Raw genomic sequence first — 23033 nt, forward strand, 5'->3', positions numbered from 1 at the left:
TACTATAAAAAATTATAACTGAGAGGATGTAGAACAAATGGCAAAAGTACTTTATCACAATGATATTCAAGAAGAGGTATTAAAAAATAAGAAAATCGCAATCATCGGATATGGATCACAAGGTCATGCGCACGCATTGAATTTAAAAGAAAGTGGATTTGATGTTGTTGTGGGTTTACGTCAAGGTAAATCATGGGACAAAGCAGTTGAAGATGGCGTTGAAGTTAAAACAGTAGCAGAAGCAACGAAGGAAGCAGAAGTTGTTATGGTGCTATTACCAGATGAATATCAGCCAGCTATTTATAAAGAAAGTATCGAACCAAATCTAGAAGACGGAAATGCACTCGTATTCGCACATGGTTTTAATGTTCATTTTAATCAAATTGTACCACCCGAAAACGTAGACGTATTTCTAGTTGCGCCAAAAGGTCCTGGCCACCTTGTTCGTCGTACGTATGAGGAAGGCGCAGGAGTTCCTGCACTATATGGTATTTATCAAGATCATACAGGAAATGCGAAAGAAACAGCTCTTGCTTATGCAAAAGGAATTGGTGCAGGGCGTGCTGGAATACTAGAAACCACCTTCCAAGAAGAAACAGAAACTGACTTATTCGGTGAGCAAGCAGTACTGTGTGGTGGATTAACTAGCCTTGTTAAAGCTGGTTTTGAAACATTAACAGAAGCAGGATACCAACCAGAAGTTGCTTATTTCGAATGTTTACACGAGCTAAAACTGATTGTAGATCTTATGTATGAGGGTGGACTTGAAGGCATGCGTTACTCTATTTCTGATACAGCACAATGGGGTGATTTTGTTTCAGGACCTAGAGTCGTTAACGAAGATACGAAAGCTCGTATGAAAGACGTTTTAACAGATATTCAAACAGGTGTATTCGCTAAAGGATGGATTTTGGAAAACCAAGCAAATCGCCCACAGTTCAATGCGACAAATGCGAAAGAAAATAATCATTTAATTGAGAAAGTAGGTAGAGAGCTGCGTGAATTAATGCCATTTGTAAAACAAAAAGCAAATGCAAAGAAAGAAGTGAGCTCGGATGGCACAAATTAAGATTTTTGATACAACACTTCGAGATGGTGAGCAATCTCCAGGTGTAAACTTAAACCAATTAGAAAAGCTAGAAATCGCCAAGCAATTAGAACGATTAGGTGTGGATGTCATGGAAGCAGGTTTTCCTGCTTCCTCCACTGGTGATTTTCAAGCAGTACAAAGGATTGCAAATACCATTAATTCAGTTACTGTAGCTGCTTTGGCCAGAGCAAATAAAAAAGATATTGATGCAGCATGGGAAGCGATTAAAGGTGCGGAAAAACCTAGAATACATGTATTTATCGCTACCTCCCCTATTCATATGGAATACAAATTAAAAAAGACACCTGAAGAAGTCATTGACATCGCAGTTTCGATGGTAAAATATGCGAAACAAAAATGTGAAGACATTGAATGGTCAGCAGAAGATGCCTCGCGTACAGAATTACCATTTCTAGCGAAAATTATTGAAAAAGTAATTGAAGCAGGTGCAACTGTCATTAACCTACCTGATACGGTTGGATATACAACCCCTAAAGAATATGGCGAAATGTTTAGCTATGTAAAAAAGAATGTCCCTAATATTGAAAAGGTAGACCTTTCTTGTCATTGCCATGATGATCTAGGTATGGCAATTGCAAATTCTATTGCCGCGATACAGAATGGAGCAACACAAATTGAAGGTGCAATTAATGGGATAGGAGAACGCGCAGGCAATGCAGCGTTAGAAGAAATTGCGGTGGCTTTAAAAATAAGAGAAGATTTTTATCCATTTACTACGAACATGGTGTTAAAAGAAATTAAACGCACAAGCGACTTAGTTAGTAAATTAACTGGGATGGCCGTCCCAGGAAATAAGGCAATAGTTGGTAGAAACGCCTTCGCACACGAATCAGGTATTCACCAAGACGGTGTGTTAAAGCATACAGAAACATATGAAATCATCACGCCTGAGCTCGTTGGCATTCATTCTAATAATCTAGTATTAGGAAAACACTCCGGACGTCATGCTTTTAAAGATAAAATTGAACAATTAGGTTTTAAACTTGACGAAGATAAAGTATCAGAGGCATTTAAGGCATTTAAACAATTAACAGATCGCAAAAAAGAAGTAACTGACGATGATTTGTTTGTTATCTTAACAGATATCCAAACAGACATTCAAAATATAAAGCGATATAAACTAATATCGTTTCAAGTCCAATACGATTCGAATAATTTACCAAAAGCAACGGTGTCTCTTCATACACCAGAAGACAAAGAGGTCAGCAATTCAAAAACTGGTCAAGGTAGTGTAGAAGCACTTTACAATACAATTGAATCATTAATTAAAGAAGAAATTCAATTAACCGACTTTAATCTAAGCTCTATTGGTAAAGGAAAAGATGCATTAGCTGAAGTACACGTGAGCATGAATGTAAATCAAACACCTGTTAGTGGAAGAGGCAATGCACAGGACGTATTAGAAGCTGCTGCTCATGCCTATTTAAATGCAATTAATCGAATTTTTATCAATAAAAATCTTGAATCAACAGTTATAGATACGAAGGCTTAGATTGGAGGTAGACTTATAAATGTCAAAGCATGTTGTTTTACTTCCTGGAGATGGAATCGGTCCAGAAATCATTGATGCCACCCAAGATGTACTCATTCATTTATCAAATAAATTCAACCATACCTTCACTTTTGAAAAACAGGATATTGGAGGAAGTGCAATTGATTTATATGGCACTCCCCTTCCTGATCAAACTGTAGAGGCTTGTAAAGTAGCGGATGCAGTCCTATTAGGTGCAGTCGGCGGACCAAAATGGGATAAGAACCCTTCCCATTTACGACCAGAAAAAGGGTTATTGGGCATTCGTAAGGCACTTGATTTATACGCAAACTTACGTCCAGTTAAAGGCTTTCCTGCTTTAGTCAGTGCTTCCCCACTGAAAGAAGATATCATTAAGGGCAGTGATTTATTAATTGTTCGTGAATTGACAGGTGGATTATATTTTGGTACACCAAGTGAACGAGTTGAAAGTGGAAACGCTGTTGTAGACACACTGTATTACAAACGTTATGAAATGGAACGTATTATTGAGAAAGCATTTCAAAGTGCGCAAATTCGCAGAAAAAAATTAACCTCAGTAGATAAGGCAAACGTATTGGAATCAAGTAAGTTATGGCGAGAGATTGTCGAAGAAAAGAAATTAGACTATCCAGATGTAGAAGTCCATCATGAGTTAGTAGACGCTGCTGCTATGAAATTAATAACCAACCCTACTGACTTCGATGTGATTGTTACTGAAAATATGTTTGGTGATATTTTAAGTGATGAAGCATCTGTACTAACCGGTTCTTTAGGTATGCTGCCCTCTGCAAGTCTTGCAGAAAATGGTGTTGGATTATACGAACCTGCTCATGGATCGGCACCTGATATTGCAGGAAAAGGTATTGCTAATCCAATTGCAACCATTTTATCTGCGGCCCTTCTATTACGCTATTCTTTCAATATGGAAAGGGAAGCTGAAGCCATCGAAAAAGCGATAGACAAAACGATCGCAGCAGGTTACCATACAGCTGATTTAAAGCTCGAGAATGGAAAGTGTTTAGGTACAAAGGAATTAACAGAAATCATTAAAGAATATATTTAAACTTATAAAACAAAGGAGTGAAACAATCATGGGTAAGCCTAAAACGGTCATAGAGAAGATTTGGGATAAACATGTCGTTCATCATGAAGCTGGTAGACCAGACCTCTTATATATCGATCTTCATTTAGTCCATGAAGTAACTTCTCCCCAAGCGTTTGAAGGCCTTCGAATGAAGAAGCGTCGTGTACGACAACCTCATCTAACGTTTGCTACGATGGATCACAATGTTCCTACCATCCATCGTAATGTCATCAAAGACGAGGTATCAAAAAAGCAAATGGACCAACTACAAAAAAACTGTGATGAGTTTGGAATTCCACTAGCAGACATTCATCATAAACATCAAGGAATTGTGCATGTTATTGGACCAGAGCTAGGACTTACACAACCCGGAAAAACGATTGTTTGTGGTGACAGCCATACCTCTACCCACGGAGCTTTTGGTGCATTGGCATTCGGTATCGGAACAAGTGAAGTAGAACATGTTTTGGCAACACAAACGATATGGCAATCAGAACCAAAAACTTTAAATGTTAAAGTGGATGGTAAACTAGGTACAGGTGTAACTGCAAAAGACCTTATTCTAGCTATTATTGGTAAATTTGGAGTCAAGTTTGGAACCGGTTATGTGATAGAGTACACTGGCGAGGCGATTAGAGATTTGTCCATGGAAGGACGAATGACAATATGTAATATGTCCATTGAAGCTGGTGCTAGAGCAGGACTAGTTAGCCCCGATGAAAAGACGGTTGAGTTTTTAAGAGGCAGAAAATACGCTCCAAAAGAAGAGGATTTTGATCAAGTTGCAAGTGAATGGTTAGATTTAGCCACAGATGAAGGCGCAGTCTATGATGCAACGGTTGAAATCAATGCGAATGAAATCGAACCTCAAGTCACATGGGGAACGAATCCAAGCATGTGTATTCCGATTAGTGGCAACATACCGAATCCAGATAACGCTGAAACAGAAAGTGATCGTAATGAAATCAATCATGCTTTAGCTTATATGGGCCTTGAAGCTGATCAACCAATATCGACAGTTCCTATTGAGCATGTGTTTATCGGCTCATGCACCAACTCACGATTAGCTGATCTTGAACGTGCTGCAAGTATTATAAAAGGAAGAACGGTTCATCCTTCAGTCAGAGCGATTGTTGTTCCTGGATCACAATCAGTTAAAACAGAAGCTGAAGAAAATGGATTAGATATTATCTTTAAAGACGCTGGTTTTGAATGGCGAGGTGCAGGTTGTAGTATGTGTTTAGCGATGAATGGAGATATTGTTCCTCCAGGCGAACGCTGTGCTTCTACATCAAACCGAAACTTTGAAGGTCGACAGGGTGCTGGCGCTCGTACGCACTTAGTAAGTCCTGAAATGGCTGCAGCTGCAGCAATCGAAGGTAAATTTGTCGATGTAAGAAGCCTACCTATCCCTACTGCTTAACAATGAATCAAAGGAGGTTGTTCAAATGGAGCCATTAAAAAAACACACTGGTTTAGTCTATCCACTTAATCGAGCAAATGTGGATACAGATCAAATCATACCTAAACAGTTCTTAAAACGTATCTCGCGGCAAGGATTTGGTCAATTTCTTTTTTATAATTGGAGATTCGATGAAAAAGATCAGCTTAAACCTGATTTTTCATTAAATGATCCTAAATATACGGATGCATCCATTCTGGTGGCTGGTGATAACTTTGGTTGCGGCTCTTCCAGAGAACATGCGCCATGGGCGTTACAAGATTTCGGTTTCAAAGTTATTATCGCCCCTAGCTTTGCTGATATTTTTTATAATAACTGCACGAAAAATGGTATATTACCGGTTAAATTAACAGATGAGGAAGTACAACAGCTCATTGCAAATGCGGAAGCAGATGATTATTATTTGACTGTTGATTTAGAGGAGAAAATAGTGTTTGATTCTACTGGTTTTGAAGCAGACTTCGACTTAGCTGAATATCCAAGAGAAATGCTATTGAATGGTTGGGATGAAATTTCAGTTACACTATCCCACTCAAGTAAAATCGATGCATTCGAAACTAAACATACCGTGCATTAAATTAAGAAAAAAGAGTTGCTCAGAGCAACTCTTTTTTTATTTATTAGTAATTCAAGAATTTCACACATACTGCTTCTGGAGCAGCTACATCTGTTTGCAATGCTGTTAATCTCCCTGTTTGTTCATCTCTTTGAAAAAGTGTTAATGTGCCTGATTTTTGATTTGATGCAACTAAGAACTTTTCTGTTGGATCCAGTACAAAGTCTCTTGGCCAATTCCCTTCTGTTGATACCCACTCAATTAAAGTAAGTTCACCATTCGCTTCATCAACTGCAAATACTGCAATACTATTGTGCCCTCTATTCGCTACATAAACAAACTTACCATCTTTTGAAATGTGTATCGCACTTCCATCATTCGTATCTTCAAAATCAGAAGGTATTGCTTTGATTGTTTGTTTTTCTGTAAACGAACCGTCTGCTTCATTATAGGATAATACAATCACTTCAGAGCTCAGCTCAGTCATAACATAAGCAATAGAAGCATTAGGATGAAAAGCAATGTGTCGTGGCCCACTACCAGGCTTTGTCTCAAATGTTTGTACCCTTGTTAACTTACCTGCTTCCGCTTTATAAGTAATGATATTATCACTACCTAAATCAATTGCAATTACGAATTTTTCGTCTGGAGTAAAACCAGCAAAGTGCATATGTGGCTTTTCTTGACGTTCATGAGGACCCGAACCATCATGTTCAGCAACATCTGTAGTGGGCTGTAAAGAACCATCTGAGTTAGTTAGGTAAGATTCAACCTTTTTAGTATGATAATTAGCTGTAACTACGTTAGAGTTATCACTTTTTATACTCACATGACAAGGAGGTGAACCAGCTGAAGATTGGCTGTTTAATTTAGTAAGCTCCCCTGTTTGATTGTCAATCGTAAATGAAGTTACGCCACCATTCTCACCGTCTTTAGACACCGCGTAAAAATACTGATTGTCATTTGATACGGTAAGATATGTAGGGTTATCAAGCTTTGCAGCAGGTGTTACACTTGTAATCATTGATTTTTTTGTATCGAGTACAAATTTATACACCCCTTCACTATCTTGCTTTGTGTATGTTCCAACATAACCAATAAATTGATTTCCCATTTGAACTCCACTCCCTTTTAAATACTTTTGTCCATTATAACAAAACAACGAAAGAGAAGCTATGAATTAGAAAAGCAGACGAATAGCTTGATTCGCCTGCTTTGTTTTTAATATACTTATTACTGATGTTGGTTCATCGTTTTTGTCATATTTGACATCATATTACCCATGTCTTTATTTCTCATACTGTAATATGTTGCTGCTCCAACACCGATTGATGCTAAAATAGGAAGTATCATGTTTTTGTTTTTCATGCTTTCTCACCTCCTGTTAATACTATTTCCATAACACGTGGTTTTACTACAAGAAATATTTAACAGGATATTTTCATTCAATCAAGATGCATGAAACCATACTTGAACGTTCATGTCTATCTCGCCTATCAGAACCTCTCGCAGTTTAAATCTTGCTCGATATAAGCGAGTTTTAACAGCTGATATCGAAATCATTAATTTTTTAGCAATTTCCTTATCAGATAAATCAAAGTTCCATTTCAAATACATTACATCACGCAAATTAGAATTAAGTGCTTCAATCGCTTTAGTAATTTGTTCATACTCAAAATTTTTCTCTATTGCTTCTTCTACAAAAGAACAGCTTTTATGTTCAAGAAGACAGCTATTTTGAGTCCAATCATCAGCAGGAATCATTTGTATTTTCTGTTGTTTACGTAACATATCAATAGCAGTGCGTTTGACAATTGTTTTTAACCAAGCTTTCCATTTCGATTTGTCTTCAATATTATGTTGATGAGAGTAAGCCTTGATAAAAGATTCTTGTACAACATCTTCTGCTAAATAGCTGTCTCTAGTTATGCGTGTTGCTATTGCAAGCATTTCTTGATAGTAAATTTGAAAGCACGCATCAAAGGTAAGGTGCTTTTCTCTATTTACTTCCACCATTGGCATTGTAGCTTCACCTCAACTTAATCCATCTTTTTGGAGACAAAATCAGGAAGCTTAGTTGGTTCTAATAATTCAACAATCATATGGTTTACACCTTTTATATCAATCGCTATACCATAGACTCTTTCTTGCTCATAAGCTCCTCGCTGGCTAATTGAATGTAACAATTCGCTAATCTCTTTATCGTTTGTAATTTTAATCGCGTCTTTATTATTCAAATACGATTTGTCATTATATAGATCATGACTATTTCGATTAAATTCTTTTAAATAAATGGCATCTACTTGATCAGTTGTAACCATCACTTCATCATATAGACCTTCATTTTTCAACCAATTCATAAAGAATGCATCCGTGGGTTGAACCCTTATGTTTATTGCGGTATCATTGTTTTTCAAATGAACCATTACATCTACAAACGAATTAGTAGGATACCGTATATCATCAAATGTTCTATTTATAACATCCTGTTGTAAAGCTTGAATTAAAGATTCAATACGTTTGTCATTCGAACCAATATATACGGTTTCAAACGAATTTATGTGCTGAAATATTTCAATTTCTTTGATCTTACTTTGATCTATCGAAAGTATTGGATAGTTCATTTTTTTGTATGCTTTTGATTCATAAATTGGTTTTAATTGTTCATCCAATGAAACAGTATCAGGAACATTATATTTTCTTACTACTTGACGACCACTCTTTAAATCATATTTTAATTCGATTGTATTTGAATAATATCGATCCAAATTCGAACGCTCTGATGAAGCGATTAGCTTTTGATGTATATCTCTCACTTCATTAATCAACGATTGTGATTTAATCCCTTCATATTGCTCATCATTAGCTCCCTCTTGCCAATTCACTGTTTCTTGTTCCATTAGATATACTTGTTCAATGTCATCTAAATTAGGTACACGACTTTCATATCCCGTTATATCTAACGAAATTAGAACAAATAAAATACTACAAGCCAGTACATAATAAAAATAACTTTTCCAATCTGAAAATACTCTCCATGTCTTTTTCAAGATCATTTGTGCTATAACATAACCAATGATCGAACCAAATACGTAACCAAAAATCAACCATCCATATTGGTTTTGTAACCCACCAAAATAAGAGCCCCCTACTAATGTCATACAAAAAGTAAAACTATATTTAAATATTGGGCGTAATGGTGCAAACGCAACTGTTTGAGAAGCTGCTTCTGTCCGTCTTTTCGTGTATAACCACAAACTAATCCCAGTGAAAAACAAAGTGAATAGAATATAACTCATGATATCAACGATCGTACCATTCATCTCATAAAGTAATTCCCAACTATAAGTTATTGGTGAATAACGATAAATTTGGTCTTCTAGCAAATAATTTGTTGGAAATCCAATTAGAATCTGATCCAAATTGAACATGATCAGCATTGTTATACCAACAGGGAAAAACATAAATATATAAGTGAAAATTCCTTGAATAGTAGATAGTCCAGTTAACATACCAACAAATACAGTGATGGAGAATACCAAGGATTGTAACAGCAACCTTAGACTAAACCATATTCCAATATCACTGAATGTATAAAAATGTGATACATCGAAAGTAAAGCTAATGACAACTAAAACTAAACTAATAAACAGGTCAGTAGCTACTAATAAAAACATCCCTAAACCAAATTTATGATAAAAAATGGTTTGCCTTTTCATCGGTAAACTATGCATATAATCAGCGGAGTGATTTACTTGCATATAACGAAATAATGCTATAGCTAATATTACTGGTGCAACAAATATAGTTAATAATTGAATAGGAGGTGCAAATTCAAATAAATTATTGTACGTATTATCGGTTATATAAGTATACATATTATCTTGACTTAAATACATGGCGATATTTAATGGCATTACAATAAACAATATAACTGTGTACACAAGACTGATCCAACCAACTTGGCGAAAGTCTTGTTTTACTAGCTCCTTCTTAAACCAAGATGTTTTCGATTGCATAACCCACACCTCCCATTTCATAAACAAATATCTCTTCTAATGTCAGCGGTAATAAATCATATACAACAGGGTTAAAGGATTTTATGATTTGGTCAATATCCTCTCGACCACCTCTTACAATCAGCAAATGAACACTGCCCCTTTTTTCTTGATGGACAATTTCTAGCTGATCGAATAATTCATCGCTTTCTGTTTTCAAAGCAATTTGTATTTTATGAATGTCCGATTTCAAGTCATCCAAGTCTTTTTCTAATATGAATGATCCGTGATGCAGAATGCCAATGTGATCACAAATGTCTTCAATTTCCCTGAGATTGTGTGATGATATCATTACCGTCATTTCTCTGTCAGCAACATCTTGAATGATCAAATTCTTAATTTTTTGACGTACAACCGCATCTAACCCATCAAATGGTTCATCTAAAATTAATACATCCGGCATCGTACATAAAGTTAACCAAAAGGCTACCTGTCTTTGCATCCCTTTAGAAAAACGAGCAACTTTTCGATTTACATCTAAGCCTAGTAGGTCATGTAGCTTGTGAAATCGTTCTTGATCCCATGTATCATATACATTTGCATAAAATTCAGCCATTTGTTTCACGGTATATTGTGGAAAGGTAAATGGCAAATCAGGAATAAACATAACTGTTTGTTTTAATGCAGGATTTTCGTATATTGGATGTGTGTTTATTGTTATTTCCCCATGATTTTGTTTAAGTATCCCTGCTATCATTTTTAATAGTGTCGTCTTTCCAGCGCCGTTGGAACCTAACAAACCGTAAATCGACCCTTTATTTACTTCAAAAGAAACATTGTCTAAGACCATTTCTTTATCAAATTGCTTTGAGACGTTTGTTAATTTAATCATTACCATTGCCACCTCCAATTTGTTCATACGTTAAATCAATCAATTCATTTATTTCATTCTTTGTTATTCCTACAAAAAAGGCTTCGGCTAAAAGTTTCTCTAAATCTGATTTAATTCTTTTCACCTCATCCGAACTAACTTTTTTTGCTGATCCATCAACAAAGCTTCCCTTTCCTTTTACAGAATAGATAAAACCTTGCACTTCTAATTCACGGTACGCTTTTTGAATTGTATTTGGATTAACAGTTAATTGTTGGGCTAATATTCGTACAGATGGAAGCTTTTCATCTGTCTGCATTACATCATTGATAATGAATTCTTTAAACTTATCAACTAATTGTTCATATATTGGCTTTCGGCTGCGCAAATCTAGATCAAACATATCTAACCTCCCTTTCAACTGTATTAACTGTATTATTAATCATAGTACAGTTAATACTATACGCTTGAAAAATTAAATTGTAAATAGTTATTTTCCATATATTTTTATTTTTTATTGATTATCAATAAAAATACATTTATAATTAATAATTAAGAAAGGGATTATAAAGGGAGGTTATTAAAATGAGTATTAAAAGAAAAGGTTTGATAAGCATTTTATTGTTTCACATTATTTTAATGGTTGGTTTCACAGTTGCCACGTTGTGGAGAGTCGTTGATAATCCTACATTCAATCATAATAATGAAATGGTTGTAATGAGTGGAGCACTTCAAATAAAAGTAATGATATTATTATTACTAACGTCAGCTTCAATTTTATACCCACTGTATTTAATGATTCGTTTAATTAAAAACTTGGAAAAAGATAAGATATTTAATGGTGAGAACATTAAACTTATGCAAAGAATAGTACGAGCGTTAGTTGTCTTTGCTTTTTTAGCAATATTAGGAATATCAACTAGTAATGAGTTTTCCATTGAATTTTCTAGATGGAGCATACGAAACGGAGCACTTGATTTTTCAGGAATTAGTTTAAATTTTTCCGTATTTATCATAGCTATTTTGTCTATTATCATAATCATTATAGCGATGGTAGAAGTTTTTAAAGAAGGATTAAACTTAAAGGAAGAAAATGATTTAACGGTGTAGGTGATACAATTGGCGATAATAGTGAATTTAGATGTCATGATGGCAAAGAGAAAAATTAGCTTAAATGAGCTTTCAGAAAAAGTGAATATAACACAAGCTAACTTATCAAATTTAAAAACAGGGAAAGCGAAAGCAATAAGATTTTCAACTTTGGAAAAAATATGTGAGAGCTTAGATTGTCAACCAGCTGATATTTTAGAATATAGAAATGAATAATCAATAAAAATAAATATAAGCGGAGTATCACGCATAACCATGCGTAATACTCCGCTCACTTATCTAAACTATTTATATATATATTAGACAATGTATGTAATTAACTAGATGGATGTTAGCGGACAATAATAAACCACCATAACAAAATGGATATGAAGACTACTATGCCAGTAATCGTACTATGAAAGGAAAAATTGAATTTTCTTGGTATAAAATATAAAATAACATTAGTAATTGTAGCTGAAAGACCAACAAAAATTAGGAGATATATAAACATACCTAATAGATTGCTTACTGGTAAGCTCATAACTTCTAGCAAACTTATCACCTCTTTGACACGGGATTAGTACAAAACTATATTATAGTATTTTAAAAAAAGAAACAACTATTTAATAATAAAAAAATGGAAGACTAATCCTTACTTTTGCATTAGTCTTCCATCTATTATTATGTGAACCTATCATTTTATGAATACATATTTTGCTTCTCTTTGTTCTCTTCAGTTAAAAAGTTAAAGAAAACTTGAAGACTCATTTTTGATTGGTTCTTCACCATTTCAATATATGCGTTCTTTTTTTCTTCCCCAAGAATTCGACTCATTTGAATTCTTTCAATAATTTGATCTTTACCCACCTGATGAATTTTTCTATTCATAAATTTAGATTCTTTAAACAAAGCAATCCCAATGGCAGTAATTAAGGCGTATAGTCCAGTCATAGGCAACATGTCAAAACTATATGCCCCTTGGAAAAACATAACAATCAAATTAAATCCACCAACAAGCATGAGCGGAAAAGCAAACATAACGTATTTAGAATTCTTTTTCATTAAAGGTTGAATTTGCTGTGTAATCTTTTCCATCTCTCTCTTAATAAAAGGCGGCATATTATCAAATAATAAAGGATTCATCTCTTCACCTCTCCTTTTTATTTTATAGGTTAATTCCTGTACTATTCCATCGTATGAAAAAAGACCTCCCCATATACACTGGTAAGGTCTTGCTAACAACATTGGTTGCCAACAAAGCCGAGAATGACGGTGTGTTCATTCTGTATTGACGACTTTATTGTAAAAGCTACTCCCCTTAAGGAAATAATATTCTATTTGTATCTATTATATCCCTAGAACCCTCTAGCGTCAATTGTTCTGCCTGTTAAGGATATGTGCGTCAAAATATATTACAACGTTCGAATGGTCTTAAATTGCGAACGATATTTTGAAGGGGAAATCCCTTTATATTTTGAAAACTGTCTTGAAAAATGAGATGGATTATTAAAACCTACAAGATATGCAATTTCCTCTACTGAAGAACTACTTCTCCTTAATAGTTCAGTAGATTTTTTAATTCTTGCTTGAATTAAATAATTTTTGGGACTTATATTTAAATATTTCTTAAATAAACGAAATAAATAAGAACGCTCAATTTGTAATTCACTAGTGAGTACTTCTATTGAAAAGTTAGGATCATTGAAACGTTTTATGGTGATATCAATTGCCTGTTGAATGTAATTTTCAGCATTGGTTACTTTATAGCGTAAATCTGCTTCATGTTGTTCGATCAATACATTTATCAAATGATACGATTCACCTAGAGCTGCATAAGGCATTTGATTATCAGAATACTCATAGACATTTTTAAAAATCGTGCTTAGTTTTTCTATATCATCAAAACGATAAATATAATTACCTGTCCCTGTATTAGAATTCTTTAAAAAACCACATTTCTGAAAAAGCTCCTGGCAACGTGTGCCCTTAAATCCGATCCATCTATAGCTCCAAGGGTTACCGACTAGCGGGTAATAATTATTTTTTGTATTTGGAGGAATAATAAAACCTTCTTTTTCACCAAGGTGATGCACCTCATCATTAATAAAAAATAATCCTTCCCCCTCTTCAATATAATGAATCAAATAATAATCAATTGGCTCATACTGATAGGGATCTCTAGGTTTAACATCTTCGTAACCACATTCATATACATAAAATTCTTGATTTAGTGCTTCTTCTGTTTGAAAAGTGCCGATCGATTGAGACAACTCACTTCTCCCCCCTCTATGCAACAAAATGTCAAAAACAAACAACGTAAGTTAATTAAATAATAACAGGATTACTTTTATAATGAAAGCGTGATCACGAATAAAAAATATTTTTTTATTCTCAAATTATATTGAGATGCGCATTTCAAAAGACAAAAGAGGAGTGAAAATCATGACTGACAACAGAAAGAGAATCAATTCCGTATCATTTTTATTGATGGCTTTTACAGCAGTATTTGCATTTAATAACATCATAAATGCAACAGCAAGTATCGGTCTATCAGCAGTATTTACTTTTTTATTTGCTACAGCTTTTTATTTTATACCTTTTAGTTTAATGATTGGTGAGTTCTCTTCAGCTAACACACAATCGGAATCTGGTGTTTATAGCTGGATAAAAACATCATTAGGTGAAAAATGGGCTTTTCTTGGGTCCTGGTCATACTTTTTTGTTAATTTATTTTATTTCACCGCCCTATTACCACAAATACTAATTTATGCTTCTTATACTTTTTTAGGTAGGAATGCATTTGGTGGTTCTAGTGCAACAATAACGATTGCAATTCTTTCTATCTTCTTATTTTGGATGGCAACGTTCATATCCATTAAAGGGGTAACATGGATCTCTAAAGTAACAGATGCTTCAGGTATTGCAAGAATACTTATGGGTGTTGGGTTTATCGTATTTGCACTCGCTGTCTATTTCATATTAAAAGAACCATCCGCACAGCCTTTTAATAGTTCTACTGTGACCCCTTCATTTAACAATTGGAACTATTTTGCTACATTAGCTTGGATCTTACAAGCTGTTGGTGGTGCAGAAGCGATTGGTGTGTATGTAAAAGACTTGAAAGGTGGAAACAAGACTTTTATCAAAACAATTGTTATTGCAGCCTTTTCCATCGGGATTATGTATGCACTAGGATCGGTTGCAGTTGGCTTGATTATGCCTGAAGAAGCTTTACAAAACAACTATTCCGATGCGTTATTTGAAGCATTCGCTATTTTAGGTGCTCATTTCGGTATTGGTGAAGGTATTACGCATTTTGTTGGCTTAATTATGTTATTAAGTGCGGTTGGATCACTTGTTATTTGGACAGCAGCACCTGTAAAAATTCTATTCTCAGAGATTCCAGATGGTATTTTTGGTAAATGGGTTGCTAAAACTAATAATGAGGGAAATCCTACCAATGCACTAACATTACAAGCAATTGTTGTAACCGTTTTATTAATTATTCCTGCATTAGGAATCGGTTCGATGAATTCTTTACTAAAAACATTAATCAACATGACTGCAGCAACTTCGTTAATACCAGTGTTGTTTTTATTGATTGCCTACATTGTCTTTCGAGCAAAGAAAGATCATATTCCTAGAAGCTTTAGAGTAGGAAATCGAATGACAGGGATGATACTTGGTGTCATGTTACTTATTTTCTTTTTATTTGCTTTCTTTGTTTCAACATTCCCATCTCCATATGCATTGATGGAATATCTTGAATCAGGTGTTGTATTAGAAGGTGCAATGAATCCATTATTTAGCTTGTTCTACAATGTATTAGGAATTGTCGTCTTTCTTGGTATTGCTCTTATTTGCTATAAACGATATGAAAAAAAACAAGAACAGGAGAATAAAAAATGATAAGTAACAAAAAACGTTGGGAAAATCAACAACTAGACGGAATAAATAGAATGGAACCTCGTGCACACTATATTAGCACGAAGCCTACAAATACAGAAAAAGAACATTTTCATTTGAATTTAAATGGGCAATGGGCATTCTTATTTCTAGATGCCCCTGAATATAGCCCAGAAAATTTTTATAAATCAACATTTGATGATACACAATGGGATACGATAGATGTTCCAAGTAATTGGCAAATGCGTGGATATGGAAAGATGCATTATTCTGATTTATGGTATAATTTCCCTATCATTCCTCCTTATGTACCTACGGAGAATCCTACTGGAATCTATAGAAGAACATTTGAAATAGAGGAATTGGAAGATGTGCATCAATACATTTTAAGATTTCAAGGTGTCGATTCAGCATTCGAAGTATACGCGAATGATTCCTTTGTAGGCTACAGTAAAGGAGCTCGTATCCAAAGTGAATTTGATTTAAGCAATTATCTTATTAAAGGTACAAACACATTAACGGTTCGTGTGTTTCAATGGTCAGACGGTACGTATTTAGAGGATCAGGATATGTGGTGGTTAAGTGGTATCTTCCGTGATGTAGAATTATTCGCTCGTCCCAAAAACGGATTGTATGATTACAAGGTAGAAACATATTTGGATGACAAATACGAAAATGCTACATTAGTAGTAAATCCTATATTTGAGTTCTATCAAGATCAACAAATAGATTATCATTTAAAAGATCAACAAGGCGAGACGGTTTTTAAACAAGAACTTAACGGTAACGATAGTTTAATCAAACAAGTAAGCAATCCAAAGAAATGGTCTGCAGAAGATCCATATTTATATACGTTAACGTTAACAGTTAGATCGAAACAAGAAGAAATTGAAGTTATTGATCAAACCGTTGGCTTTAGACAAATAGAAATAAGCGGAAGAACCTTTTTAGTTAATGGCGTGCCTATTAAACTAAAAGGTGTTAATCGACATGATTATAGTCCAAAAAATGGTCGTGTGACAACAAGAGAAAGTATAGAAGATGATATTAAATTAATGAAACAACATAATATCAATGCATTACGTACAGCACACTATCCAAATGAACCTGCTCTTTACGAATTATGCGATCGCTATGGCTTGTATGTTATTGCGGAAGCGGATTTAGAGTGCCATGGTTTTGAACTAACAGAAGACTATAAATGGATTACAGATAACCCTGATTGGGAAGATGCATTTGTTAATCGAATGAAACGCACACTAATGCGTGATAAGAACCACCCTTCCATCATTATGTGGTCGTTAGGAAATGAGTCTGCTTTCGGTTACAATTTTAGAAAAATGGCGGACTACGTAAAAAATACAGATCCAACTCGTCTCGTTCATTATGAGGGTGATTTCGAAGCAGAAGTCAGTGATGTATATACAACAATGTATACATGGCTAGAAAGTAATGAGATATCAACAATGGATGATATTATTACAACAACGAAAAAACCACATATTTTATGTGAGTATGGTCACGCGATGGGGAATGGACCTGGTAATCTGAAAGAATATCAAGATATTTTTTATAAACATGAACATATGCAAGGTGGATTTATTTGGGAATGGTTTGATCATGGAATAGAGACAGTAACTGATGATGGTCAAGTATATTATCGATATGGTGGCGATTTCGGTGATGTTCCAACAAACGGAAATTTCTGTATTGATGGACTACTAATGCCTGACCGTACACCTTCTACTAGTCTCATAGAATATAAAAAAGTAATTGAGCCTGTTCAAACAGATGCAATTAATACGCAAGCAGGCATCTACCAACTAACAAACCGACTTGATTTTAACACGCTAGATGCATCCAAACTTATTTGCCAGTTTTACGAAGATGATAAATTAATAGATTCGAAGGAAGTAACTATTCCACACATCTCCGGACACGCATCAACACAAATTACTATTAATTATCCAGCATTAAAAGGATACAAACCTGGTGCAAACTATACGGTACATTTTGTTTATCAATTAAAAAAAGCAACACTTTGGGCTGATAAAGATTTTGAAATTACTAGAAGTGTGTTTGAATACCATAAAGAACCTGCTATAGTTACACCTCCTGTAAACAAGAAAGAATTAAATTTTAAAGAAGAAAATCATCTTGTTACTGTGTTTGGTGATGATTTTAAAGTCGTGTTTGACAAAGTACGAGGACAGTTATTAACTGCAGATTCTCATCAAAAACAACTTATCGAGCAAGGGCCAGCGTTCACTTTTTGGCGTGCGCCAATCGACAATGATATGTATATACTAGAGGATTATCAAAATAAATACTTTATGCAACTGGATCATGAAATGGTTCGTGATGTAAGCTATGGCATGGAAGATCGTACATTCTATTGGAAGGTAAACACATTCTATGGTACAACGAATAGTTCTTGGTATTATGATTTAACCTATACCTATATTATCTGCCCAGAAGGGAAAATAAGTGTGAAATTAAATGGAATTGCTTCTGGACGAAAGGAAAATGCACCATCTATGTTACCACGATTAGGTGTAAGTATGCATGTAAATGAAAATCTTGAACAGGTATCTTGGCGTGGTTTAGGACCTCATGAAAATTATGCTGATTCTTGTCAGTCGAGTTATCCGGGTGTTTTTCATAAAAATGTTGATGACCTATTTGTAAATTACGTCATGCCGCAAGAAAATGGGAATCATTTGGACTGTGATTGGGTGAATTTAAGTAACAACAAAGACTACAACTTGAGATGCCAAACAGATCAATCTTTTAATTTTAGCGTTTCTCGCTACGAAGATAGTGATCTTGAAAAGGCAAAGCATACAATTGACTTAAATCCTAGAGACTATTTAGTATTGCACATTGATAAACAACAAAACGGACTTGGTAGTAATTCATGTGGTCAAGATCAATTAGATAAATACAGATGTAAATTTGATGATTTTACCCTATCATTTGAAATACTATTATAATAGTTCTGAACCATTTTATCCTTTACAGACTGTTATAAATAGCTTAACAAAAAAAGTTCTTCTGCATTGAGCGGAAGAACTTTTTTTCTTATAAAATCTTTTCTAAAAATGTTGCTGCACGCTCTGTTTTTGGAGCATCAAAGAAGCTATTTGGCTCTCCATCTTCTACAAGTACACCGTGATCTAAAAACAAGACACGATCTGCTACTTCACGTGCAAATCCCATCTCATGCGTAACTACAGCCATTGTCATACCAGAATGAGCAAGGTCTTTCATTACATCAAGTACCTCTTTTACCATTTCTGGGTCTAATGCTGATGTTGGCTCATCAAATAGCATTAATTCAGGCTCCATTGCTAACGCACGTGCGATAGCGACACGTTGCTTCTGCCCTCCAGATAAACTGTTTGGGTAAGCATCAGCTTTATCAGAAAGGCCAACTTTCTCAAGTAAATCTAAAGCCTTCTCTTGAGCGGCCGCTTTAGACATTTTTTTCACCTTCATTGGCGCATACGTTAAATTATCTAAAACAGACAAGTGAGGAAATAAATGAAAGTGCTGAAATACCATACCGATTTGTTCTCTCACCTGCATAATATTTGTTTTTGGATCAGTTAAATCCTTATCATTAATATAAATTTTCCCATTAGTAGGCTTTTCTAAAAGATTCATACAACGTAAGAAAGTAGATTTCCCTGAACCTGAAGGGCCAATAATAGAAACAACCTCACCTTTTTTAATTTCTGTAGAAATATTAGATAATACTTCATTATTCCCAAACTTCTTCGTTAAATTTTCTACCTTAATCACTTACTCTCAGCCTCCGTTCCACAAATCTTCCAATTAACGTAAGACCCATAACCATTGACCAGTATAATACACCAACAAATAGTAATGGTTCAAAGTTTCGATATAGATCAGCTCCTACAACTTGTGCACGTCGCATTAAATCTAAATATCCAATCGTTGAAACTAGAGCAGATTCTTTTGTTAATGTAATAAATTCATTCATTAATGCTGGTAATATATTTTTCATTGCCTGCGGTAAGATGATATCTGTCATCATTTGGCGATAAGGGACACCTAATGCTAATGCAGCTTCTGTTTGTCCTTTATCAACCGCTTGAATACCAGCACGTATAATTTCAGATACATACGCAGATGAGTTTAACCCAAAAGCTAAAATTGCTGATAAAAATGGTGATATATCATAGCCGCTTAATTGTGGTACGGCAAAGTAAATTATCATTAATTGTAATATTAACGGCGTTCCTCTAAATATGGACGTATACGCATCGGCAAACCAGCGTAAAGGACGTATACTACCTATTTTAAATAGTGCTAAGACTGTTCCAATAATAAAACCAAATAAGATTGCAAAAAATACAAATCTTAAAGTAACCCATATTCCTTCTAACATAAAAGGAATATAAGGCACAATTTGAGTAAAATCCAAATTCATGCCTTACACCTCATTTCTTTCTTTATAATTTTACTGTTCTTCATTTAACCATTTATCTTTTAATTCTTGAAGCTTGCCATTTTCTTCAGCTTTAGCTAAGACTTCATTTACATCTTCTACTAAATCACTTCCCTTTGGAAAAGCAATAGCCATTCCCGGAGAGCTTGTAGTTGGATCATCAAAACCTGCTAATCCTTGTTCTTCAATGTATCCAGTAGCAACCGATTTATCCATGTATGCCACATCTATACGGTTAGAAATCAACTCTTGAATAAGTGTAGTTCCATCATCCACTGTTTTTAATTCGAAGTCATAATCTTCTTGAAGCGTTTCAGCACCTTCTTGTTGAATGGTTCCTAATTGAACACCGATTTTTTTGCCTTCGATATCCTCAAGTTTTTTAACGTTTGAATCCTTTAATGTTACAAACATTTCTCCAGAGTGATTGTATGCCGTTGAGAAGTCAACATTTTCACTACGATTTTCCGTAGCTGACATACCAGCTAATACCATATCTACACGACCACTTTGTAACGCTCCAACAAGACCGTCAAATTTCATATCCTTAATTTCAAGCTCATATCCAAGCTCTTCTGCGACATATTTCGCTAAATCAACATCAAAGCCAACAATTTCTCCAGATGCATCACGTGATTCAAATGGTGCAAAGTCAGCTGATGTAGCCATTTCTAATACTTTTTTATCCTGACCATCTGATCCGCTTGAATTATCCTCACTGGCTGTTCCACACCCTGCTAACAGTAAAGATAACGTACTAATAAATGCTACAAGTAAAAAAATTTGTTTTTTCATTCTTTTTCTTCCCTTCCCTTGTCTCTTTTCTTTTTCAAAACGTATATTTATTCATAATTATGTATTTTAACAAATAATTATACATTTGGGAAGAGCAAAGTTGAATTTATTTTTATTTTTGTTGCTTATTAAATGCTTCCTTAATACTTTTCAGTAAATCTGGTTGCTGAATAACATCAGCACCTGTAAGTGCCAAAGCCAATGCTCCTCGTGCAATAACTGTATGACCAGTTTCAGTAACTGTCATGTTTGCAAATTCTGTCGTATGAGGAACGATTCCAGGCTGATCAAAACCGATATATGGATGTATAGCTGGACAAACTTGACTTACATTCCCCATATCAATAGAGCCATAGGATATTTTTTGTGGTAAAACCGTTGTTTCACCTGATTTGTATAAATTTTTTGTGAACTGATCTGATAATACTTTATTTGTGCGCATATCATCATAACTTAATTCATAATTACTAATTTCAAGTGTTGCCCCTGTCATTGATGCAGCACCATGAGCAATTTCCTTCACTTGTGCAACGACTTTATTTAAATAAGTACGATCTTTTGCTCGCACATAAAATTGTGCAACAGCTTTATCTGGAACAACATTCGCTGCAAGACCGCCCTCTTTTATGACACCATGAATTCTAACATCTGATTTAACATGCTGACGCAATGCGTTAATCCCATTGAATAATTGAATCACACTATCTAATGCATTAATTCCTTCTTCAGGTGCTGCAGCTGCATGACTCGTTTTACCTGAATAATCAAATTGAATCGCATCCATTGCCAGTGATGCTCCACTTTCTGTCGATACATCTCCAGGATGAACCATCATCGCCACATCTATACCATCAAATAATCCTGCTTCCGCCATTGGAACCTTTGCCCCATTTGTCTCTTCTGCAGGTGTTCCAAAAACAACAACTTTGCCGCCAATTTGATCTAAAACTTTACTTAATGAGACTCCTGCACCAGTCCCCATTGTTGCAATCATATTATGTCCACAACCATGGCCTACACCTGGTAGTGCATCATATTCTGCCATAAACCCTATCGCAGGTCCCGGTTTTCCACTATCATATGTTGCTCTAAATGATGTTTCACGATTCACAAGACCTGTTTCTACTTCAAAATGATGTTCTTTTAAAAAGTCTACTAAAACATCCATTGAGCGGTATTCTTGATCTCCTAACTCTGGATGTTCAAATAAATCATCACTAATTTCCCATAATTTCGTCTTTATTTGATCCACTATCGTATGTAATTGTTCCATATTCATCTCTCCTTAATCGCGATAACGAATGCATATTCATTACTTTGTATAAATATAATATAATCGAATTATTTTTACAATAATCTTGTTTTAAAATATTATTTTGTCGAAGAACCTTTCGTTACTTTTTGTACCAATTTCTTGTTTCGCCTCGGTGTTCGATAATTACGCTCAAATACTTGTCCATAAACAATGGATTGATCCTGTAATAATTGATTTAAATCAGACGCACGAGTATCACTCATTGCTTTAACTAACAAGTCAACCACTGCTCGTGAATCTGCTAAGGCATGGTGGTGATCAAGAATAATGCCATGCACATCAGCCAAGGTGTTGAGTTTATAATTCGGTAAGTTAGGCCAAACTTGACGCGATAACATGACAGAACACAAATACTGCAATGTCGGGTAGTATAAACGATATTGGTCTAACGATGCGCGCAATACACTCATATCAAAGCTAGCATTATGAGCAACAACGACTTGATTGTTAATATAACTTTTTATTGTTGGCCATATATCACGAAAGGTTGGAGCTTCTTGAATGTCTGCCTCTGTAATGCCATGCACGCGTATATTTTGCATTTCAAACGGACTTTGTGGATTAATTAAACTATAATATTTGTCAATAACGCCATTTTCATTCCCAACAACAACACCTACTGCACAAGCACTATTTCGATACCTATTTGCTGTTTCAAAATCTATTGCAACAAAATCCAACGTTATCAACTCCTGAATTGATTAAATAATTGTTTCTATTTTATCAAACTATTGTTTTGAACTAAAGCGGAAGACTTTAAGATTTCACTTTTTAAAAAACCGCATACTGTTTATCTCACCACAATAATTTCTCCACCAAAACTAAAAAAAACTGAACATCTGTCCAGTTTTTTAAA

At 34.8% G+C, this 23033-nt stretch carries 22 protein-coding genes; 9 read left to right on the forward strand and 13 right to left on the reverse strand.

Going from position 1 to position 23033, the window contains the following annotated elements; genetic code table 11:
• Nucleotides 1-37: 37 nt before the first annotated feature.
• From ilvC to leuD, 5 genes are read left to right on the forward strand one after another with little or no spacing between them, the layout of a single operon-like run.
• Complete coding sequence (ilvC, locus tag HP569_RS04170; protein WP_182199905.1) at nt 38-1069, forward strand: ketol-acid reductoisomerase; 1032 nt, start codon at nt 38-40, stop codon at nt 1067-1069.
• Entirely contained in the window at nt 1056-2603 is a 1548-nt protein-coding gene (locus HP569_RS04175; protein WP_182199906.1) for a 2-isopropylmalate synthase, read from the forward strand. Before ilvC ends, HP569_RS04175 begins: the two co-directional genes overlap by 14 nt.
• 19 nt (nt 2604-2622) lie before the next feature.
• A complete protein-coding gene (gene leuB, locus HP569_RS04180) occupies nt 2623-3687 on the forward strand; it encodes a 3-isopropylmalate dehydrogenase (RefSeq protein WP_182199907.1) in 1065 nt (354 codons plus the stop codon).
• Between the two features lie 28 nt (nt 3688-3715).
• Entirely contained in the window at nt 3716-5131 is a 1416-nt protein-coding gene (leuC, locus tag HP569_RS04185; protein WP_182199908.1) for a 3-isopropylmalate dehydratase large subunit, read from the forward strand.
• 25 nt (nt 5132-5156) lie between these two features.
• Nucleotides 5157-5747, forward strand: a complete 591-nt coding sequence (gene leuD, locus HP569_RS04190) for a 3-isopropylmalate dehydratase small subunit (protein ID WP_182199909.1) — start codon at nt 5157-5159, stop codon at nt 5745-5747.
• A 43-nt stretch (nt 5748-5790) separates the two neighbouring features.
• Here leuD and HP569_RS04195 read toward each other — a convergent pair whose 3' ends face one another.
• The 6 genes from HP569_RS04195 to HP569_RS04215 form a co-directional block, all read right to left on the reverse strand.
• Complete coding sequence (locus tag HP569_RS04195) at nt 5791-6840, reverse strand: lactonase family protein (RefSeq protein ID WP_182199910.1); 1050 nt, start codon at nt 6838-6840, stop codon at nt 5791-5793.
• A 119-nt stretch (nt 6841-6959) separates the two neighbouring features.
• On the reverse strand, nt 6960-7094 hold the full coding sequence (locus HP569_RS14515; RefSeq protein ID WP_281366419.1) for a hypothetical protein: 135 nt from the start codon (nt 7092-7094) through the stop codon (nt 6960-6962).
• An 81-nt stretch (nt 7095-7175) separates the two neighbouring features.
• Complete coding sequence (locus HP569_RS04200) at nt 7176-7748, reverse strand: RNA polymerase sigma factor (RefSeq protein WP_182199911.1); 573 nt, start codon at nt 7746-7748, stop codon at nt 7176-7178.
• 17 nt (nt 7749-7765) lie between these two features.
• On the reverse strand, nt 7766-9745 hold the full coding sequence (locus HP569_RS04205; RefSeq protein WP_182199912.1) for a DUF6449 domain-containing protein: 1980 nt from the start codon (nt 9743-9745) through the stop codon (nt 7766-7768).
• The gene (locus tag HP569_RS04210; protein WP_182199913.1) at nt 9720-10616 is read right to left on the reverse strand and encodes an ABC transporter ATP-binding protein; all 897 of its coding nucleotides are present in this window, start codon (nt 10614-10616) and stop codon (nt 9720-9722) included. Before HP569_RS04210 ends, HP569_RS04205 begins: the two co-directional genes overlap by 26 nt.
• Nucleotides 10609-10998: a GntR family transcriptional regulator gene (locus tag HP569_RS04215; protein ID WP_182199914.1), complete on the reverse strand. Its 390-nt coding sequence runs from the start codon at nt 10996-10998 to the stop codon at nt 10609-10611. Before HP569_RS04215 ends, HP569_RS04210 begins: the two co-directional genes overlap by 8 nt.
• Nucleotides 10999-11180: 182 nt before the next feature.
• Here HP569_RS04215 and HP569_RS04220 point away from each other — a divergent pair, with 182 nt between their 5' ends.
• Together HP569_RS04220 and HP569_RS04225 are read left to right on the forward strand one after the other, a co-directional pair.
• Nucleotides 11181-11705, forward strand: a complete 525-nt coding sequence (locus HP569_RS04220; RefSeq protein WP_182199915.1) for a DUF2975 domain-containing protein — start codon at nt 11181-11183, stop codon at nt 11703-11705.
• 9 nt (nt 11706-11714) lie between these two features.
• Entirely contained in the window at nt 11715-11921 is a 207-nt protein-coding gene (locus tag HP569_RS04225; RefSeq protein WP_182199916.1) for a helix-turn-helix domain-containing protein, read from the forward strand.
• A gap of 465 nt (nt 11922-12386) precedes the next feature.
• Here the strand turns inward: HP569_RS04225 and HP569_RS04230 are convergent, their stop codons facing one another.
• Together HP569_RS04230 and HP569_RS04235 are read right to left on the reverse strand one after the other, a co-directional pair.
• Nucleotides 12387-12830 carry a DUF5392 family protein gene (locus tag HP569_RS04230; protein ID WP_182199917.1) on the reverse strand — a complete coding sequence of 148 codons (444 nt, stop codon included), beginning with the start codon at nt 12828-12830 and terminating at the stop codon, nt 12387-12389.
• 269 nt (nt 12831-13099) lie between these two features.
• Nucleotides 13100-13957, reverse strand: a complete 858-nt coding sequence (locus tag HP569_RS04235; RefSeq protein ID WP_182199918.1) for an AraC family transcriptional regulator — start codon at nt 13955-13957, stop codon at nt 13100-13102.
• Between the two features lie 172 nt (nt 13958-14129).
• Here HP569_RS04235 and HP569_RS04240 point away from each other — a divergent pair, with 172 nt between their 5' ends.
• Nucleotides 14130-15596, forward strand: a complete 1467-nt coding sequence (locus HP569_RS04240) for an amino acid permease (RefSeq protein ID WP_182199919.1) — start codon at nt 14130-14132, stop codon at nt 15594-15596.
• A complete protein-coding gene (ebgA, locus tag HP569_RS04245; RefSeq protein ID WP_182199920.1) occupies nt 15593-18586 on the forward strand; it encodes a beta-galactosidase subunit alpha in 2994 nt (997 codons plus the stop codon). Before HP569_RS04240 ends, ebgA begins: the two co-directional genes overlap by 4 nt.
• An 88-nt stretch (nt 18587-18674) precedes the next feature.
• On the opposite strand, the gene HP569_RS04250 is transcribed toward ebgA, so the two are convergent.
• The 5 genes from HP569_RS04250 to HP569_RS04270 all read right to left on the reverse strand — a co-directional run bounded on the left by HP569_RS04250 (nt 18675) and on the right by HP569_RS04270 (nt 22857).
• Nucleotides 18675-19397 (reverse strand): amino acid ABC transporter ATP-binding protein, encoded by a 723-nt coding sequence (locus HP569_RS04250; protein WP_182199921.1) that lies wholly within the window; start codon nt 19395-19397, stop codon nt 18675-18677.
• Complete coding sequence (locus tag HP569_RS04255; protein WP_182199922.1) at nt 19390-20049, reverse strand: amino acid ABC transporter permease; 660 nt, start codon at nt 20047-20049, stop codon at nt 19390-19392. The genes HP569_RS04250 and HP569_RS04255 overlap by 8 nt, the downstream gene beginning before the upstream one ends.
• A gap of 30 nt (nt 20050-20079) precedes the next feature.
• Nucleotides 20080-20862, reverse strand: a complete 783-nt coding sequence (locus HP569_RS04260; RefSeq protein WP_182199923.1) for a transporter substrate-binding domain-containing protein — start codon at nt 20860-20862, stop codon at nt 20080-20082.
• A gap of 112 nt (nt 20863-20974) precedes the next feature.
• Entirely contained in the window at nt 20975-22135 is a 1161-nt protein-coding gene (locus HP569_RS04265) for a M20 family metallopeptidase (RefSeq protein ID WP_182199924.1), read from the reverse strand.
• Nucleotides 22136-22233: 98 nt separating this feature from the next.
• Nucleotides 22234-22857: a 3'-5' exonuclease gene (locus HP569_RS04270; RefSeq protein WP_182199925.1), complete on the reverse strand. Its 624-nt coding sequence runs from the start codon at nt 22855-22857 to the stop codon at nt 22234-22236.
• Between the last annotated feature and the right edge of the window lie 176 nt (nt 22858-23033).

It is taken from the genome of Paraliobacillus salinarum, from assembly GCF_014083865.1.
Taxonomy (GTDB): domain Bacteria; phylum Bacillota; class Bacilli; order Bacillales; family Amphibacillaceae; genus Paraliobacillus; species Paraliobacillus salinarum.

Bases quoted from the DNA above. Each gene is read 5' to 3' on its own strand.
- ilvC (WP_182199905.1), top strand. From the start codon at position 38: ATGGCAAAAGTACTTTATCACAATGATATTCAAGAAGAGGTATTAAAA.
- HP569_RS04175 (WP_182199906.1), top strand. From the start codon at position 1,056: ATGGCACAAATTAAGATTTTTGATACAACACTTCGAGATGGTGAGCAA.
- leuB (WP_182199907.1), top strand. From the start codon at position 2,623: ATGTCAAAGCATGTTGTTTTACTTCCTGGAGATGGAATCGGTCCAGAA.
- leuC (WP_182199908.1), top strand. From the start codon at position 3,716: ATGGGTAAGCCTAAAACGGTCATAGAGAAGATTTGGGATAAACATGTC.
- leuD (WP_182199909.1), top strand. From the start codon at position 5,157: ATGGAGCCATTAAAAAAACACACTGGTTTAGTCTATCCACTTAATCGA.
- HP569_RS04195 (WP_182199910.1), bottom strand. From the start codon at position 6,840: ATGGGAAATCAATTTATTGGTTATGTTGGAACATACACAAAGCAAGAT.
- HP569_RS14515 (WP_281366419.1), bottom strand. From the start codon at position 7,094: ATGAAAAACAAAAACATGATACTTCCTATTTTAGCATCAATCGGTGTT.
- HP569_RS04200 (WP_182199911.1), bottom strand. From the start codon at position 7,748: ATGCCAATGGTGGAAGTAAATAGAGAAAAGCACCTTACCTTTGATGCG.
- HP569_RS04205 (WP_182199912.1), bottom strand. From the start codon at position 9,745: ATGCAATCGAAAACATCTTGGTTTAAGAAGGAGCTAGTAAAACAAGAC.
- HP569_RS04210 (WP_182199913.1), bottom strand. From the start codon at position 10,616: ATGATTAAATTAACAAACGTCTCAAAGCAATTTGATAAAGAAATGGTC.
- HP569_RS04215 (WP_182199914.1), bottom strand. From the start codon at position 10,998: ATGTTTGATCTAGATTTGCGCAGCCGAAAGCCAATATATGAACAATTA.
- HP569_RS04220 (WP_182199915.1), top strand. From the start codon at position 11,181: ATGAGTATTAAAAGAAAAGGTTTGATAAGCATTTTATTGTTTCACATT.
- HP569_RS04230 (WP_182199917.1), bottom strand. From the start codon at position 12,830: ATGAATCCTTTATTATTTGATAATATGCCGCCTTTTATTAAGAGAGAG.
- HP569_RS04240 (WP_182199919.1), top strand. From the start codon at position 14,130: ATGACTGACAACAGAAAGAGAATCAATTCCGTATCATTTTTATTGATG.
- ebgA (WP_182199920.1), top strand. From the start codon at position 15,593: ATGATAAGTAACAAAAAACGTTGGGAAAATCAACAACTAGACGGAATA.
- HP569_RS04255 (WP_182199922.1), bottom strand. From the start codon at position 20,049: ATGAATTTGGATTTTACTCAAATTGTGCCTTATATTCCTTTTATGTTA.
- HP569_RS04260 (WP_182199923.1), bottom strand. From the start codon at position 20,862: ATGAAAAAACAAATTTTTTTACTTGTAGCATTTATTAGTACGTTATCT.
- HP569_RS04265 (WP_182199924.1), bottom strand. From the start codon at position 22,135: ATGGAACAATTACATACGATAGTGGATCAAATAAAGACGAAATTATGG.